This window comes from Nitrospirillum guanabarense, assembly GCF_034653355.1.
Lineage (GTDB): Bacteria > Pseudomonadota > Alphaproteobacteria > Azospirillales > Azospirillaceae > Nitrospirillum.
Genome location: NZ_JAYEER010000003.1, coordinates 876,895 through 890,041, shown reverse-complemented (window position 1 = coordinate 890,041; position 13,147 = coordinate 876,895). Strand labels below are relative to the sequence as shown.

Sequence of the window (13,147 nt, the reverse complement as noted above, 5' to 3'; positions counted from 1 at the left end):
TCTTTTGCCCGCTTCATGAGCGCCTCCCTCGCCCGGTCCACGTCACAGAACCTGCACCATGCCCACGGCATGGGCGTGGGCGCGGTGCTGCCCGACTGGCCGCCCCTGACGGGGACGGAGGTGGCGGGCCTGCTGCGCCATTACCCGGACGCCGGCACGGTGCGCGGCATCCTGAGCCACAGCCCCCGCCCCTTTTCCGCCGCCTCGGTGGTGGCGACGGCCGGTGGGGCGCGTGCGGCGGTGTTCGTGAAGCGCCACCATGTCCGGGTGCGCACGGCCGCCCAGCTGGAGGATGAGCACGCCTTCATGGACCATCTGCGCCGGCGCGGCGCGCCCCTGGGCGTGCGGATCTGCGACGTGCTGGCGACGGCGACCGGGGCGCGCGCCCTGACCCTGGGCGAGTGGACCTATGAGGTGCACGGGCTGGCGCCGGGCCTGGACCTGTACCGGGACGCCCTGTCCTGGACCCCCTTCCGCGACGTCGGCCACGCGCGCGCCGCCGGCGCTGCCCTGGCCCGCCTGCACCAGGCGGCGGAAGGGTTCGACCGGCCGCACCGCCGGGGCCAGGCCCTGGTCTCAGGCTTCAACCTGTTTTCCGGCGACGACCCGCTGGCGGCCATGGCGGATTATGTGGCGGCCCGCCCGGCGTTGGCCGATTACCTGTCGACCCGCCCCTGGCGGCGCGACACCCAGCGCCTGCTGCTGCCCTTCCACGACGCGCTGCGGCCGCACCTGGACCGGTTGCCCAGCCTGTGGACGCACAACGACCCGCACGCATCCAACCTTACCTGGACGGATGCCGGCCCCACGGCCGGCGTGGCGGCGGTGCTGGACTTCGGCCTGGCCGACCGCACCACGGCGCTTTACGACCTGGCCACGGCCATCGAACGCAACACGGTGGAATGGCTGGCCCTGACGGAAGGGCGGCAGCCCACCGTGCACCACGACCAGGTAGCCGCGCTGATGGCGGGATACCATGCCGTCAGTCCCCTGGACGCGCCGCGGCGCCAGGCGCTGGCGGCCCTGCTGCCCCTGGCGCATGCGGAATTCGCCCTGGCGGAGACCGACTACTTCCACGGCGTCACCCGGTCGGCGGAGAACGCCGGCCTGGCGTACGAGGGCTATTTTCTGAGCCATGCCGCCTGGTTCCACGGGGCCGACGGCCAGGGCCTGCTGGCCTTCATCCGTGACCTGACCCTGTAACACCGAACAGCGGCGCGCTTGCCCCCATGTCCCCCTTGGAAATCGTCGCCGTCATCGTCAGCGCGCTGGCCGTCTGGACCACCACCCGCCGGTCCTTGTGGTGCTGGCCTTTGGGCCTGGCCTCCGTCGCGCTCTATGGCGTGGTCTTCCTGGAGGCCAAGCTGTACTCCGACATGGCCTTGCAGGCCGTGTTCGGCGCCTTCCTTGTTTATGGCTGGATCTGCTGGTGGCGGGGGGTGCAGGACGACGGCCAAGTGGTGGTGCGTCCCCTATCCGCCCGCGACGCCATCCTCGGCCTGGCCGCCGGCGGTGTCGCCAGCGCCGTCCTGGGCTTGGCCATGGCCCGGTGGACCGACGCCTCCCTACCCTATCTGGATGCCACCCTGGCCGGCTTCAGCCTGGTGGCGCAATACTGGACGGCGCGCAAGCACATCGCCAACTGGTGGCTGTGGATCGCCGTCGACGTGGTCTATGTCGCCATGTACATGGTCAAGGACCTGTACCTGACCGCCGGCCTTTACGCCGCCTTCATCGTCCTGGCCATCCTGGGCCTGCGCAGCTGGCGGGTTGGGACGGAAGCACCAGCCGTGCAGCCTTTGTAACTTAAGTCTCGGACCAGCGGCATGGCCCCATGCCGCTGTAGGCTGCGACCGCAGCCGCCGGAGGTTTCCGGGGAACGCAGTGGACTGGAAACTGAGGACAAGCCCAGGCCGCGGATGCGGCCGCCCGGCGCCTGAGGGACGCCTAAATACTCCCCGCGACTTGATGCACGCCCACCACGCCGCGAAACAGGGCGGCCACGCGCTCGCTGTAGGCCGACGCGGTGTCGGGCAGCTGGATGTCCACCTCCAGCATGTCCTCGCCCGGCTGGTCGGCGCGGTGGCGGGCGTAGACGTGCAGGGGCACGATGTCCAGGCGGGCCAGCGTGCCCATCAGACGGGACAGCAGGCCAGGGCTGGCGTCGGCCGCCACCGACAGCATGACGGGGCTGGCGTTCGACGGCGCGGCGGTGGCAACGGCGACGGTCATACCCGGGTCTCCGGCAATCCTGCGACCGGCACGGCGGCCACGGCGACGGCGCGGCGCACGGCGGCCTCGGCCGCGTCCCCCTCATACCCGACGACGACGGCATGGGCCGTGGCCCAGGGTCGGCCAGCGCGGCGGTCGGCCTCCCCCCGGTGGCGGGCCACCGACAGGGCGTAGTCGATGGCGGCGTCCAGGCCGTCGGTGTTCTCCAGCGGGTCGAGGCGGCTCCAATCCAGGGTCACGTCCACCGGGCCGGCGCGGTTCACGGCCAGGGCCACGAAACCATCGCCGCTGCGCACCAGCGTCAGGGTGGGATGCAGGACGGCATAGTCGGCGGGGGAGCAATCCAGGGGGGGCATGGTGGCGGCTCTTCAACAAATCGTGTTCCGATGAGAGCAACAATAGCGACGAAGGCGCGCATAGTCTTTGCGAAGACTGTTCGAAATCGCCATCATCAACATGACTCATGTTTTAAAACGGCCATATGGAGATGGATCATGCGGCACAAGCTGGACGGGCTGGATTGGAAGATCCTCGACGTGCTGCAACAGGACGGCGCCGCCTCGGCCGCCGACGTGGGCGACAAGGTGGGACTGTCGCAATCACCCTGTTGGCGCCGCATCCAGCGGCTGGAGGAAACGGGGCTGATCCGCCAGCGCGTGGCCCTGCTGGACCGGCGGGAGTTGGGCCTGAACTTCCTGGTCTTCGCTCATGTGAAGCTGGAGGCGCACGCCGGCGACAGCCTGGACGCCTTCCGCCGCGCCATCGCCGACATACCGGAGGTGCTGGAGTGCTTCGTGCTGATGGGCCAGGTGGATTTCCTGCTGCGCATCGTCGCCAAAGACGTCGAGGCCTATGAAGCCCTGTTCTTCAAGAAGCTGTCGCAGTTGCCTGGCGTGCGCGAAATCAATTCGATGATGGCAGTGTCGACCGTCAAGGAGACGACTGCACTGCCGTTAGGGCAGCTGCGCGCTGAATTGGGGTAGTCCAGGCAGGGGGCCTTGACCATCTGACCGGGCAATCCCCTCCGCCGGCGTGCCCACACCATGACCCCCACCCGCCGCACCATCCTGTCGCTCTTGCTGGCGCTGTCCGCCAGTGGCATGGGGTCGGGTATCGCGGCGGCGCAGACGGCGCCCCAGCCCATCCGCGTGCTGGTGCCGGAACTGCCGGTGCTGGGTGAGCGGGACGCCGACGGCCAGGCTAGGGGATTGGTGGTGGAGCAAGCGCAGGCCATCCTGGACCGCGCGGGCATCCGCGCCACCGTCGAGCTGCTGCCGGTGGTGCGCGTGTATGCCGAGCTGGCGCGGGAACGGCCGCCGGGCGGCCCCAAGGTCTATGGCATGGTCGCCGTGCCCATCCGCGACCCGTACCGGGCCATCGTGCCCCTGGCCCTGACCATGGGGACGCAGCTGGTGGCGGTGGCGCGGCAAGGCGTGACGCTGGCGAGGCCCGATGACCTACGGACGGTGGGCCCGGTGGCCGTGACGGCCACGGGCACCCAGGCCCTGATCCCGGTCATCCAGCAATACGGGCTCACCGTGCAGACGGTGCCGTCCATGCTGAACGGCCTGCGCATGATGGCCCATGGCCGGGTGAACGCCGTGATGGGCATCTCCTCCGTCATCGACGTGGTGGCACGGGAAAACAACCTGACCGACCAGCTGGGCGACCGCGTGCAGGTCAGCACCATGGAGGCTTGGCTGTCCTGCGACCCCGCCACCCGCGACGCCCCCGAGACGGCAATCCTGCGTGACGCGGCCGAGGCCCTGTACCGCGAAGGCCGGCTGGACGCGATCGCCCGCCGGCATTTCCAGAAGGCGGCCACGGGGAGCTGACGCCGCTTTCCCGGGCGCCCAAAGAATAAGGGCGGCGGGGTCGCCCCCGCCGCCCTCAACCTTCGACGCGAAACGGCCGCTTACGCCTCGCTGGCGGGCTTCTCGCCCATCAGCGCCGCCTGCGCCGCCGCCAGGCGGGCGATGGGCACGCGGTAGGGGGAGCAGGAGACGTAGCTGAGGCCCACCTTCTCACAGAAATAGACGGAGGCCGGGTCGCCGCCGTGCTCGCCGCAGATGCCCAGCTTGATTTCCGGACGGGTCTTGCGGCCCCGTTCGGCGGCGATGGACACCAGTTCGCCCACACCCTCGGTATCCAGGGTCACGAAGGGGTCGTGCTCGAAGATCCCGGCCCGCTGGTAATCCGGCAGGAAGCTGGCGGCGTCGTCGCGGCTGATGCCGAATGTCGTCTGCGTCAGGTCGTTGGTGCCGAAGCTGAAGAACTCGGCCGACTGGGCGATCTCCGCTGCCCGCAAGGCCGCGCGCGGCAGCTCGATCATGGTGCCGACCAGATAGTCGATCCGCACGCCGGAGGACTGCTTCACCTCACCGGCCACCCGGTCGATGACGGCCTTCAGGATGTCCAGTTCCTTCTTGGTGCCGACCAGGGGGATCATGATCTCCGGGATCACGGTCTGGCCGTCCTTGCCCACCTGCACCGCCGCCTCGAAGATGGCGCGGGCCTGCATCTCATAGATTTCGGGGTAGGAGATGCCTAGGCGGCAGCCGCGATGGCCCAGCATGGGATTGGCCTCGTGCAGCTGCAGGGCGCGGTGGCGCACCCGCTGGATGTCCGTGCCGGCGGCCTTGGCCACCTCGTCCATCTCCGCCTCGCTGTTGGGCAGGAACTCGTGCAGCGGCGGGTCCAGCAGGCGGATGGTGACCGGCAGTCCGGCCATGATGCGGAACAGCTCCACGAAATCCTGGCGCTGCATGGGGGCGATCTTGGCCAGGGCGGCGCGGCGGCCGGCCTCGGTCTCCGCCACGATCATCTCGCGCACGGCCACGATGCGCTCGGTATCGAAGAACATATGCTCGGTCCGGCACAGGCCGATGCCCTCGGCCCCGAACTTCACCGCCGTGCGGGCGTCCAGCGGGGTTTCCGCGTTGGTGCGCACCTTCATGCGGCGGAAGCGGTCGGCCCAGCCCATCAGGGTGGCGAAGTCGCCGGACAGTTCCGGCTGGATGGTGGGCACGTGGCCCAGCATGACCTCGCCGGTCGACCCGTCGATGGTGATGACGTCGCCGGCGGCGATCTTTTCGCCCCGCACGGTCATGACCCCGGTCTTGTAGTCGATGCGCAGCTCACCGGCGCCCGACACGCAGGACCGGCCCATGCCGCGCGCCACCACCGCCGCGTGGCTGGTCATGCCGCCGCGGGTGGTCAGGATGCCGGCGGCGGCGTGCATGCCGTGGATGTCCTCCGGACTTGTCTCCACGCGGCAGAGGATGACCGCCTCGCCCATCTGGGACTGGCGCTCCGCCTCATCCGCCGAGAACACCACCTTGCCGCAGGCCGCACCCGGGCTGGCCGGCAGGCCCTTGGCGATGATCTTGCGCTCGGCCTTGGGGTCCAGGGTGGGGTGCAGCAGCTGATCCAGCGACTTGGGCTCGATGCGGCGCACGGCCTCGGCCTCATCGATCAGGCCTTCCCGCGCCATGTCCACGGCGATCTTCAGCGCCGCGGCGGTGGTGCGCTTACCGTTGCGGGTCTGCAGCATGTACAGCTTCTTCTGCTGTACCGTGAATTCGATGTCCTGCATGTCGCGGTAGTGCCGCTCCAGCTTCAGACGCACGGCGTCCAGCTGCTGGAACACCTCCGGCATGCTCTCTTCCATGGCCGGCAGGTCGGACCCGTTGGCCTCGCGGCCGGCTATGGTCAGGTGCTGCGGCGTGCGGATGCCGGCCACCACGTCCTCGCCCTGGGCATTGATGAGGTATTCGCCGTAGAAGGCGTTCTCACCCGTGGACGGGTTGCGGGTGAAGGCCACGCCGGTGGCGCAGTCGTCGCCCATGTTGCCGAACACCATGGCCTGGACGTTGACCGCCGTGCCCCAGCTGGCCGGAATATCGTGCAGCTTGCGATAGGTGATGGCGCGCTGGTTCATCCAGCTGCCGAAGACGGCGCCGATGGCGCCCCACAGCTGTTCCTGCACATCCTGCGGGAAGGGGCGGCCCAAGGCTTCCTGCACCACCTCCTTGTAGCCCTCGATCACCGTCTGCCAATCGCCGGCTTCCAGGTCGGTGTCGTAGTTCAGGCCCCGGTCGCGCTTGTGGCTGTCCAGGATCTCTTCGAAATGATGGTGGTCCACGTCCAGGACGACGTTGCCGTACATCTGGATGAAGCGGCGGTAGCTGTCATAGGCGAAGCGTTCGTCGCCGGCGCGCTTGGCCAGGCCCCGGACGGTGACGTCGTTCAGGCCCAGGTTCAGCACCGTGTCCATCATGCCGGGCATGGAGGCGCGGGCGCCGGAGCGCACGGAGACCAGCAGCGGGTTCCCGGCATCGCCAAAGGTGGCGCCGATGATGCCCTCCACCGCCTTCAGGCCGGCGGCCACCTGGTCCTTCAGCTCGGCCGGGTATTGGCGGCCGTTGTCATAGAACCAGGTGCAGACCTCGGTGGTGATGGTGAAGCCGGGCGGCACGGGCAATCCCAGATTGCTCATCTCCGCCAGGTTGGCACCCTTGCCACCCAGAAGGTTCTTCATCTCGGCCCGGCCCTCGGCCTTGCCATCACCGAAGCTGTACACCCACTTGGACACGCTCATGGTTCCTCACCCGATGAGTTCGGCGGAGCCGCGGCCGGTTCGCTTATGGGCCGCCACTCGCCAGTTTCCCCGAAGTTTTCACTGCGATTTGTGTTTTTTCAGGATCCGGTCAAGCCGGGCCCCGTTTTGTCACGCGTACTGAAATCAAAGCCTTGCAGACTATCCTGGCCAACGGAAGGGCCAAGATTGTGACCGCAAGCGCCAAACGAAAACGGGGGCCGGTTTCCCGGCCCCCGCGACTTAACCCTCGATGACCGAGAAGTCCGCCACATGGTTCAACGTGCGACGGATACCGGCCAGCAGACACAGCCGATTGGCCCGCAGGGCCGGATCGTCGGCGTTCACCGTCACCTTGTCGAAGAAGGCGTCCACCGGGCCGCGCAAGCTGGCCAGGGCGGCCATGGTGCCCACATAGTCCTCGGCGGCCAGCGCCGGCTCCGACGCCGTGCGCGCGGCATCCAGCGCCGCCGCCAGCGCCTTTTCCTCATCCACCTGCAGCAAGGCCGCGTCCGGCACGCCATCATGGGCGTGGCCGTCCTTCTTTTCCTCGATGCGCAGGATGTTGGCGGCGCGGCGGAAGGCGGCCAGCAGGTTGGCGCCATCGTCGGTGTTGACGAAGCCGGCAAGCGCGTCCACGCGGGCCAGCAGGCGGACCAGGTCGCCCTCGGCCCGGCCGGCGAGCGCGGCCGCGATCAGGTCGTGGCGCACGCCCTTTTCGCGCAGGGCAACCACCAGGCGGTCGGCGAAGAAGGCCAGCAGTTCGCCGTCCAAGGCGGCGTTGTCCAGGGCCAGCTGGCCGCGCGCCACCAGGAACAGGTCGCCGAGGTCCAGGCGCAGGCCGTTCTCCACAACCAGGCGGATGACGCCCAGGGCGGCACGGCGCAGGGCGAACGGATCACGGGACCCCGTGGGCTTCTCATCGATGCCGAAGAAGGCCACCAGGGTGTCGATCTTGTCGGCTAGCGCCACCGCCACGGAGACCGGGGCGGTGGGGCAGCTGTCGCTGGGGCCCAGGGGCTTGTAATGGTCGGCGATGGCCTCGGCCACGGCGGCGCTCTCGCCCTGTTCATAGGCGATGTAGCGGCCGACGACGCCCTGCACCTCGGGGAATTCGCCCACCAGGCCGGTCACCAGGTCGGCCTTGGCCAACCGGGCGGCGCGGCGGGTGGCGTCCACGTCGGCATGGATGGCCCGCGCGATGACGGCCGCCAAGCCTTCCACCCGGTGGACCTTGGCCGCCGTGGTGCCCAGCTTGGCATGGAAGGTGATGTCGGCCAGCTTCTTGGCCTGGTCCTCCAGCGGCACCTTGCGGTCCAGGTCCCAGAAGAACTTGGCGTCCGACAGGCGGGCGCGCAGCACGCGCTCGTTCCCGGCCACGACGGCCTTGCCGCCATCCTCGGTGGTGCGGTTCGCCATCAGGATGAAGCGCGGCGCCAGCTTGCCGTCACTTGTCTCCAGGGCGAAATAGCGCTGGTGCGTGCGCATGGAGGTGGTCAGCACCTCCGCCGGCACGTCCATGAAGGCCTGGTCGATGGTGCCGATCAGGCCCACCGGCCATTCCACCAGGCCCGCCACCTCTTCCAGCAGGCCGGGATCGTCGCGCAGGGTAAGGCCCTCGGCGGCGGCGAGCGTGTTGGCCTGTTCCAGGATGCGGGCCTTGCGCGCCTCACGATCCAGCACGACGAAGGCGCCGGCCAGCTTTTGCTGGTAATCGGCGAAATCGGTGATGGTCAGCGTGCCCGGCGCCAGGAAGCGGTGGCCGCGCGTGGTGTTGCCATAGGGCAGGGTGACGGCCGTGGGCTCCCCGCCCAGGCAGACGTTGCCCTCCGACGCCTCGGGCGCCGGCTCGGCCGTCTTCAGGGTGAGGGAACCCGGCACCACCGCGCCGTCGAACAGCGCCAGGATGGACTGCAGCGGCCGTACCCAGCGGAAGGTGTTGTTGCCCCAGCGCATGGACTTGGGCCAGGGCAGCTCGCGGATGGCGGCGTCGATGATGCCCGGCAGGGCGTCGACCGTGGCCCCGCCCGGCTTTTCCACCACGGCGAACCAGAACACGCCCTTGCCCGTGTCGCGCTGTTCGCACTGGTCCAGGCTGGTCAGGCCGGCGCCACGCAGGAAGCCCTGGACGGCGGCGTCGGGGGAACCGACGCGCGGGCCCTTGCGCTCATCCCGCACGTCGGCCTGGCGCACCGGCAGGCCGGTGACGGCCAGGGTCAGGCGGCGCGGGGTGGAATGGGCGATGGCGTCGGTGAAGGCCAGGCCGGCATCCACCAGCTTGGCCGTCACCAGGCGCTTGAAGTCATCGGCCGCGCGCACCTGCATGCGGGCGGGGATTTCCTCGGAAAACAGCTCGATCAGCAACTCGGCCATGGTTCAGGCCCCCTTCACGGCGCCGGCGCCTGGCAGCGTCCAGTCGACTTTCTTATCCCCAGCCACCCAGGCCTCGCAGCAGGCCTTGGCCAGGTTGCGCACCCGCAGGATGTAGCTTTGCCGCTCCACCACGGAAATGACGCCGCGCGCGTCCAGCAGGTTGAAGTTGTGCGAGGCCTTGACGCACTGCTCATAGGCGGGCCAGGCCAGGCCGCGCTTCAGCAGCTCGGCGCACTCATGCTCCGCGTCTTCGAAATGGCGCAGCAGCATGGCGGTGTCGGCGGCCTCGAAGTTATAGGCGCTCTGCTCCCGCTCATTGCGGTGATAAACGTCGCCGTACTTCACGCCCTGGCCGTTGAAATCCAGGTCGTACACGTTCTCAACGTTCTGGATGTACATGGCCAGGCGTTCCAGGCCGTAGGTCAGCTCCGCCGCCACCACCTCGCACTCGATGCCGCCGACCTGCTGGAAATAGGTGAACTGCGTCACCTCCATGCCGTCGCACCACACCTCCCAGCCCAGGCCCCAGGCGCCCAGCGTGGGGCTTTCCCAGTCGTCTTCGACGAAGCGGATGTCGTGTTGCGCCGGGTCGATGCCCACGCGGCGCAGGCTTTCCAGGTAGATCTCCTGCACGTTGGCCGGCGAGGGCTTCAGGATCACCTGGTACTGGTGATGCTGGTGCAGGCGGTTGGGATTCTCGCCATAGCGGCCGTCCTTGGGCCGGCGCGACGGCTGCACGAAGGCGGCCTTCCATGGCGTGGCGCCCAGGGCGCGCAAGGTGGTGGAGGGATGGAAGGTGCCGGCCCCCATCTCCATGTCATAAGGCTGGAGGATCAGGGCCCCCTGCTCCGACCAGAACTGGTGGAGCGTCAGGATAAGTCCCTGGAAACTGAGCTTCGCCGCGCCTGAGGCCGCCATTGCCTGACCGTCTTCACACTGGAAGGGCGGAAAAGGAACTTTTGGGGTCCGAAAACCCGTCCTCCCCGGCCCCTTGTTGCGTTGCGGCGCACCTTACAAGGCGGGCGAACCCCAAATCAAGGCGCCGACCGGCGCGTTTCCCGCATGCGCGCCCCGTTTTGACGGGGGTGTGGCCCGAAGGTTTCGCCGGCAGGTCGGATTTCGCGAATGCCACAGGTTCCGCGCGGCGCCAGTTCCGCAAAGAAACGGATGTACCGCCGCTTGATCCCGCTCAAGGCGGTGGAACCGCCATCGGGCCTATCGTTTTTCCCAGAGGAACCTTTGGCGCCGCATCCGCCAGGGGTCCCAGCCTTCTTTTTGGAGTTTGCCCCATGGACGACCAGACCGAGACGCTCGCCTTCCTGGCCCATCCGGAATCCTTCGGCGCCAGGGGGCGGGTGGAGCGCATCGACACCCACATCTCCCACGTCTTCCTGGCGGGCGACCGTGCCTACAAGCTGAAGCGCGCGGTGCGCTATTCCTATCTGGATTATTCCACGGTGGACCGGCGGCGGCATTTCTGCCTGGCGGAGCTGGCGGTGAACCGGCGCTTCGCCCCCAACCTGTACCTGGGCCTGCAGCCCGTGCTGCGGGCCCCCGACGGCCTCACCCTGGGGCCGGAATGGGCGGCGGGGGAGGATGAGCCGCCGCTGCCCGGCGCCCAGGTGGTGGACTGGCTGCTGGTCATGCGCCGCTTCGACCAGGACACGCTGCTGGACCGCATGGCGACCCAGGGGCGCCTGACCCCACAACTGATGCTGGACCTGGCCGACCGTCTGGCCCGCCTGCACCGGGCGCAGCCTGGGCGCACCGACGGGGGTGGCGCCAAGGGCCTGGGTGAGGCCATCGCCATCACCCGCGCCAACCTCAAGCCGGGCGACGCCTTCGCCGGGCCCGACATCCGCGCCTGGAACACCAAGGCGCAGGCGGCCCTGGCGGCGCAAGGCGCCCTGCTGGACGCCCGGCGCGACGCCGGCCGGGTGCGCGACTGCCATGGCGACCTGCATCTGGGCAACGTCTGCCTGGTGGACGGGACGCCCACGCCCTTTGACGCCATCGAGTTCGACCCCAGCCTGGCCCGCACGGACGTGCTGTATGACTTGGCCTTCCTGCTGATGGACCTCTGTTTCCGCGACCGCGCCGACCTGGCCAGCCTGGTGCTGAACCGCTACCTGGATCTGACGGGGGAGGATATGCCGGGCCGGGAGGGCCAGGCCCTGGGCGGCCTGCCGGCCCTGCCCCTGTTCCTATCGGTGCGGGCCGGCGTGCGGGCCCAGGTGACGGCCGCGGCCGCGCGGCGCCAGACCACGCCGACGCAGAAGACGGCCGGGGCGGTGGAGGCCGATCGCTACCTGCAGCTGGCGCTGGACTTCCTGCGCCGCGACCGGCCGCGCCTGGTGGCGGTGGGCGGCTACAGCGGGACGGGCAAGTCCACCCTGGCCCGCGATCTCGCCCCCCTGCTGGGCACGGCGCCGGGCGCCCGCGTCCTGCGGACCGACGTCATCCGCAAGCAGCTGTTCGGCGTGGCGCCGGAGCAAGCGCTGACGGCGGAGGCCTACAGCCCGGCGGTCAGCGCCGCCGTGTACGACCGGCTGCGCACCCAGGCCGCCGCCTGCCTGGCCGCCGGGCGCAGCGTCATCCTGGACGCGGTGTTCGCCGATCCCGCCGAACGCGCCCTGGCGGCGGATGTGGCGGCCCAGGCCCACGCGCGTTTCACCGGCCTGTGGCTGCAGGCGCCGGAGGAAGTGCTGGCGGAACGCCTGCGCCGCCGGGGCGAGGGGCCCGCGCGGGATGCGTCTGACGCGGATATGCCTGTCTTGCTAGACCAGATGCGCAAGGGCGCCGGCGAGGTGCGCTGGGCTATCCTGGACGCCGGGCCCACCCCGGCCACCGTGCTGCACCAGGCGGAAGCCCTGCTGCGGCCCCCGGCGGGCCCAGCCAAGTCTGGTTGTCCCACTGGCGGCCGCCCCCCGACCGGCCGCATGATCGCATCGCCTGGCCCATCCCCTGGAATGAGGTAGCCCCCGGTGGATCCCTACGCCCTGCTGGGCGTCGCCCGCGACGCCGACGAGAAGACCATCCGCAGCGCCTATCGCGCCCTGGCCAAGAAGCACCATCCGGACCTGAATCCGGACAAGCCGGAGGCCGAGGCCAAGTTCAAGGAGATCTCCGCCGCCTACGCCCTGCTGTCGGACGCGGAGAAGCGCGCGCGTTTCGACCGGGGCGAGATCGATGCCACCGGGGCGGAGACGCCCCCGCGCGGGCCCGCCGGCGGAAGCGGCTATTACCGGCAATACGCGGGCGATCCCTTCGCCAGCGGGCACGGCCGCTATTCCGCCGGCGCCGAGGACTTCGGCGGCTTCGACCATGATGACCTGGAAAGCCTGCTGCGCCGCGCCTTCAATCAGGGCGGCGGCGCCGGAGCCGGCCGCGCCGGCGGATTCCCGCTGAAAGGCCAGGACGCCCACTATTCCCTGACGGTGGATTTCCTGACCGCCGCCAGGGGCGCCACCCGCCGCCTGACCCTGCCGAGCGGCCAGGTGCTGGACGTCAACATCCCCGCCGGGCTGAAGGACGGCCAGGCGCTGCGCCTGGCGGGCAAGGGCGGGCCGGGCGTGAACGGCGGCCCCCATGGCGACGCCTTCGTGGAGGTGACGGTGTCACCCCACCCGCTCTACCGCCGCGACGGCGACGACATCATCATCGAACTGCCGGTGACGCTGAAGGAGGCGGTGCTGGGCGCCAAGGTCAAGGTGCCGACCATCCACGGCAGCGTCATGCTGGCCATCCCGCCCCGCTCCAGCAGCGGCACCCGCCTGCGCCTGAAGGGCCGGGGCATCCGCGAGGGCCACCAGGTGGTGGAGCTGAAGGTGGCGCTGCCGGCCGGAGAGGAGCCGGAGCTGGCGGCCTTCCTGGAAGGCTGGACGCCCCGCCACGACACCAACCCGCGCGCCGGCCTGGCTGACCTGGACCGTGAGGGAACCTGAC

At 69.6% G+C, this 13,147-nt stretch carries 11 protein-coding genes; 6 read left to right on the top strand and 5 right to left on the bottom strand.

Annotated features, from left to right (window positions below; all coding sequences use genetic code 11):
- Positions 1 to 15: 15 nt before the first annotated feature.
- Both UAA55_RS13370 and pnuC read left to right on the top strand, forming a co-directional pair.
- Complete coding sequence (locus UAA55_RS13370; protein WP_322953324.1) at positions 16 to 1,203, top strand: phosphotransferase enzyme family protein; 1,188 nt, start codon at positions 16 to 18, stop codon at positions 1,201 to 1,203.
- A gap of 26 nt (positions 1,204 to 1,229) precedes the next feature.
- Positions 1,230 to 1,805 carry a nicotinamide riboside transporter PnuC gene (gene pnuC, locus UAA55_RS13365; protein WP_322953323.1) on the top strand — a complete coding sequence of 192 codons (576 nt, stop codon included), beginning with the start codon at positions 1,230 to 1,232 and terminating at the stop codon, positions 1,803 to 1,805.
- A 142-nt stretch (positions 1,806 to 1,947) separates the two neighbouring features.
- On the opposite strand, the gene UAA55_RS13360 is transcribed toward pnuC, so the two are convergent.
- Both UAA55_RS13360 and UAA55_RS13355 read right to left on the bottom strand, forming a co-directional pair.
- Positions 1,948 to 2,232: a hypothetical protein gene (locus tag UAA55_RS13360; RefSeq protein ID WP_322953321.1), complete on the bottom strand. Its 285-nt coding sequence runs from the start codon at positions 2,230 to 2,232 to the stop codon at positions 1,948 to 1,950.
- A complete protein-coding gene (locus UAA55_RS13355; RefSeq protein ID WP_145608790.1) occupies positions 2,229 to 2,588 on the bottom strand; it encodes a hypothetical protein in 360 nt (119 codons plus the stop codon). The genes UAA55_RS13360 and UAA55_RS13355 overlap by 4 nt, the downstream gene beginning before the upstream one ends.
- Before the next feature lie 138 nt (positions 2,589 to 2,726).
- On the opposite strand from UAA55_RS13355, the gene UAA55_RS13350 reads away from it, so the two are divergent.
- Entirely contained in the window at positions 2,727 to 3,215 is a 489-nt protein-coding gene (locus UAA55_RS13350) for an Lrp/AsnC family transcriptional regulator (RefSeq protein ID WP_088873899.1), read from the top strand.
- A gap of 60 nt (positions 3,216 to 3,275) precedes the next feature.
- Positions 3,276 to 4,067: a substrate-binding periplasmic protein gene (locus tag UAA55_RS13345; protein ID WP_322953319.1), complete on the top strand. Its 792-nt coding sequence runs from the start codon at positions 3,276 to 3,278 to the stop codon at positions 4,065 to 4,067.
- An 80-nt stretch (positions 4,068 to 4,147) separates the two neighbouring features.
- Here the strand turns inward: UAA55_RS13345 and ppdK are convergent, their stop codons facing one another.
- The 3 genes from ppdK to UAA55_RS13330 all read right to left on the bottom strand — a co-directional run bounded on the left by ppdK (position 4,148) and on the right by UAA55_RS13330 (position 10,120).
- A complete protein-coding gene (ppdK, locus tag UAA55_RS13340) occupies positions 4,148 to 6,832 on the bottom strand; it encodes a pyruvate, phosphate dikinase (RefSeq protein ID WP_322953318.1) in 2,685 nt (894 codons plus the stop codon).
- Positions 6,833 to 7,072: 240 nt separating this feature from the next.
- A complete protein-coding gene (glyS, locus tag UAA55_RS13335) occupies positions 7,073 to 9,202 on the bottom strand; it encodes a glycine--tRNA ligase subunit beta (RefSeq protein ID WP_322953317.1) in 2,130 nt (709 codons plus the stop codon).
- 3 nt (positions 9,203 to 9,205) lie between these two features.
- Positions 9,206 to 10,120 carry a glycine--tRNA ligase subunit alpha gene (locus UAA55_RS13330; protein ID WP_322953316.1) on the bottom strand — a complete coding sequence of 305 codons (915 nt, stop codon included), beginning with the start codon at positions 10,118 to 10,120 and terminating at the stop codon, positions 9,206 to 9,208.
- 371 nt (positions 10,121 to 10,491) lie between these two features.
- Here UAA55_RS13330 and UAA55_RS13325 point away from each other — a divergent pair, with 371 nt between their 5' ends.
- The gene (locus UAA55_RS13325; RefSeq protein ID WP_322953315.1) at positions 10,492 to 12,180 is read left to right on the top strand and encodes a bifunctional aminoglycoside phosphotransferase/ATP-binding protein; all 1,689 of its coding nucleotides are present in this window, start codon (positions 10,492 to 10,494) and stop codon (positions 12,178 to 12,180) included.
- A gap of 6 nt (positions 12,181 to 12,186) precedes the next feature.
- Positions 12,187 to 13,146 (top strand): DnaJ C-terminal domain-containing protein, encoded by a 960-nt coding sequence (locus UAA55_RS13320; RefSeq protein WP_322953314.1) that lies wholly within the window; start codon positions 12,187 to 12,189, stop codon positions 13,144 to 13,146.
- Position 13,147 lies beyond the last annotated feature (1 nt).

Bases quoted from the DNA above. Each gene is read 5' to 3' on its own strand.
- UAA55_RS13370 (WP_322953324.1), top strand. From the start codon at position 16: ATGAGCGCCTCCCTCGCCCGGTCCACGTCACAGAACCTGCACCATGCC.
- pnuC (WP_322953323.1), top strand. From the start codon at position 1,230: ATGTCCCCCTTGGAAATCGTCGCCGTCATCGTCAGCGCGCTGGCCGTC.
- UAA55_RS13360 (WP_322953321.1), bottom strand. From the start codon at position 2,232: ATGACCGTCGCCGTTGCCACCGCCGCGCCGTCGAACGCCAGCCCCGTC.
- UAA55_RS13355 (WP_145608790.1), bottom strand. From the start codon at position 2,588: ATGCCCCCCCTGGATTGCTCCCCCGCCGACTATGCCGTCCTGCATCCC.
- UAA55_RS13350 (WP_088873899.1), top strand. From the start codon at position 2,727: ATGCGGCACAAGCTGGACGGGCTGGATTGGAAGATCCTCGACGTGCTG.
- UAA55_RS13345 (WP_322953319.1), top strand. From the start codon at position 3,276: ATGACCCCCACCCGCCGCACCATCCTGTCGCTCTTGCTGGCGCTGTCC.
- ppdK (WP_322953318.1), bottom strand. From the start codon at position 6,832: ATGAGCGTGTCCAAGTGGGTGTACAGCTTCGGTGATGGCAAGGCCGAG.
- glyS (WP_322953317.1), bottom strand. From the start codon at position 9,202: ATGGCCGAGTTGCTGATCGAGCTGTTTTCCGAGGAAATCCCCGCCCGC.
- UAA55_RS13330 (WP_322953316.1), bottom strand. From the start codon at position 10,120: ATGGCGGCCTCAGGCGCGGCGAAGCTCAGTTTCCAGGGACTTATCCTG.
- UAA55_RS13325 (WP_322953315.1), top strand. From the start codon at position 10,492: ATGGACGACCAGACCGAGACGCTCGCCTTCCTGGCCCATCCGGAATCC.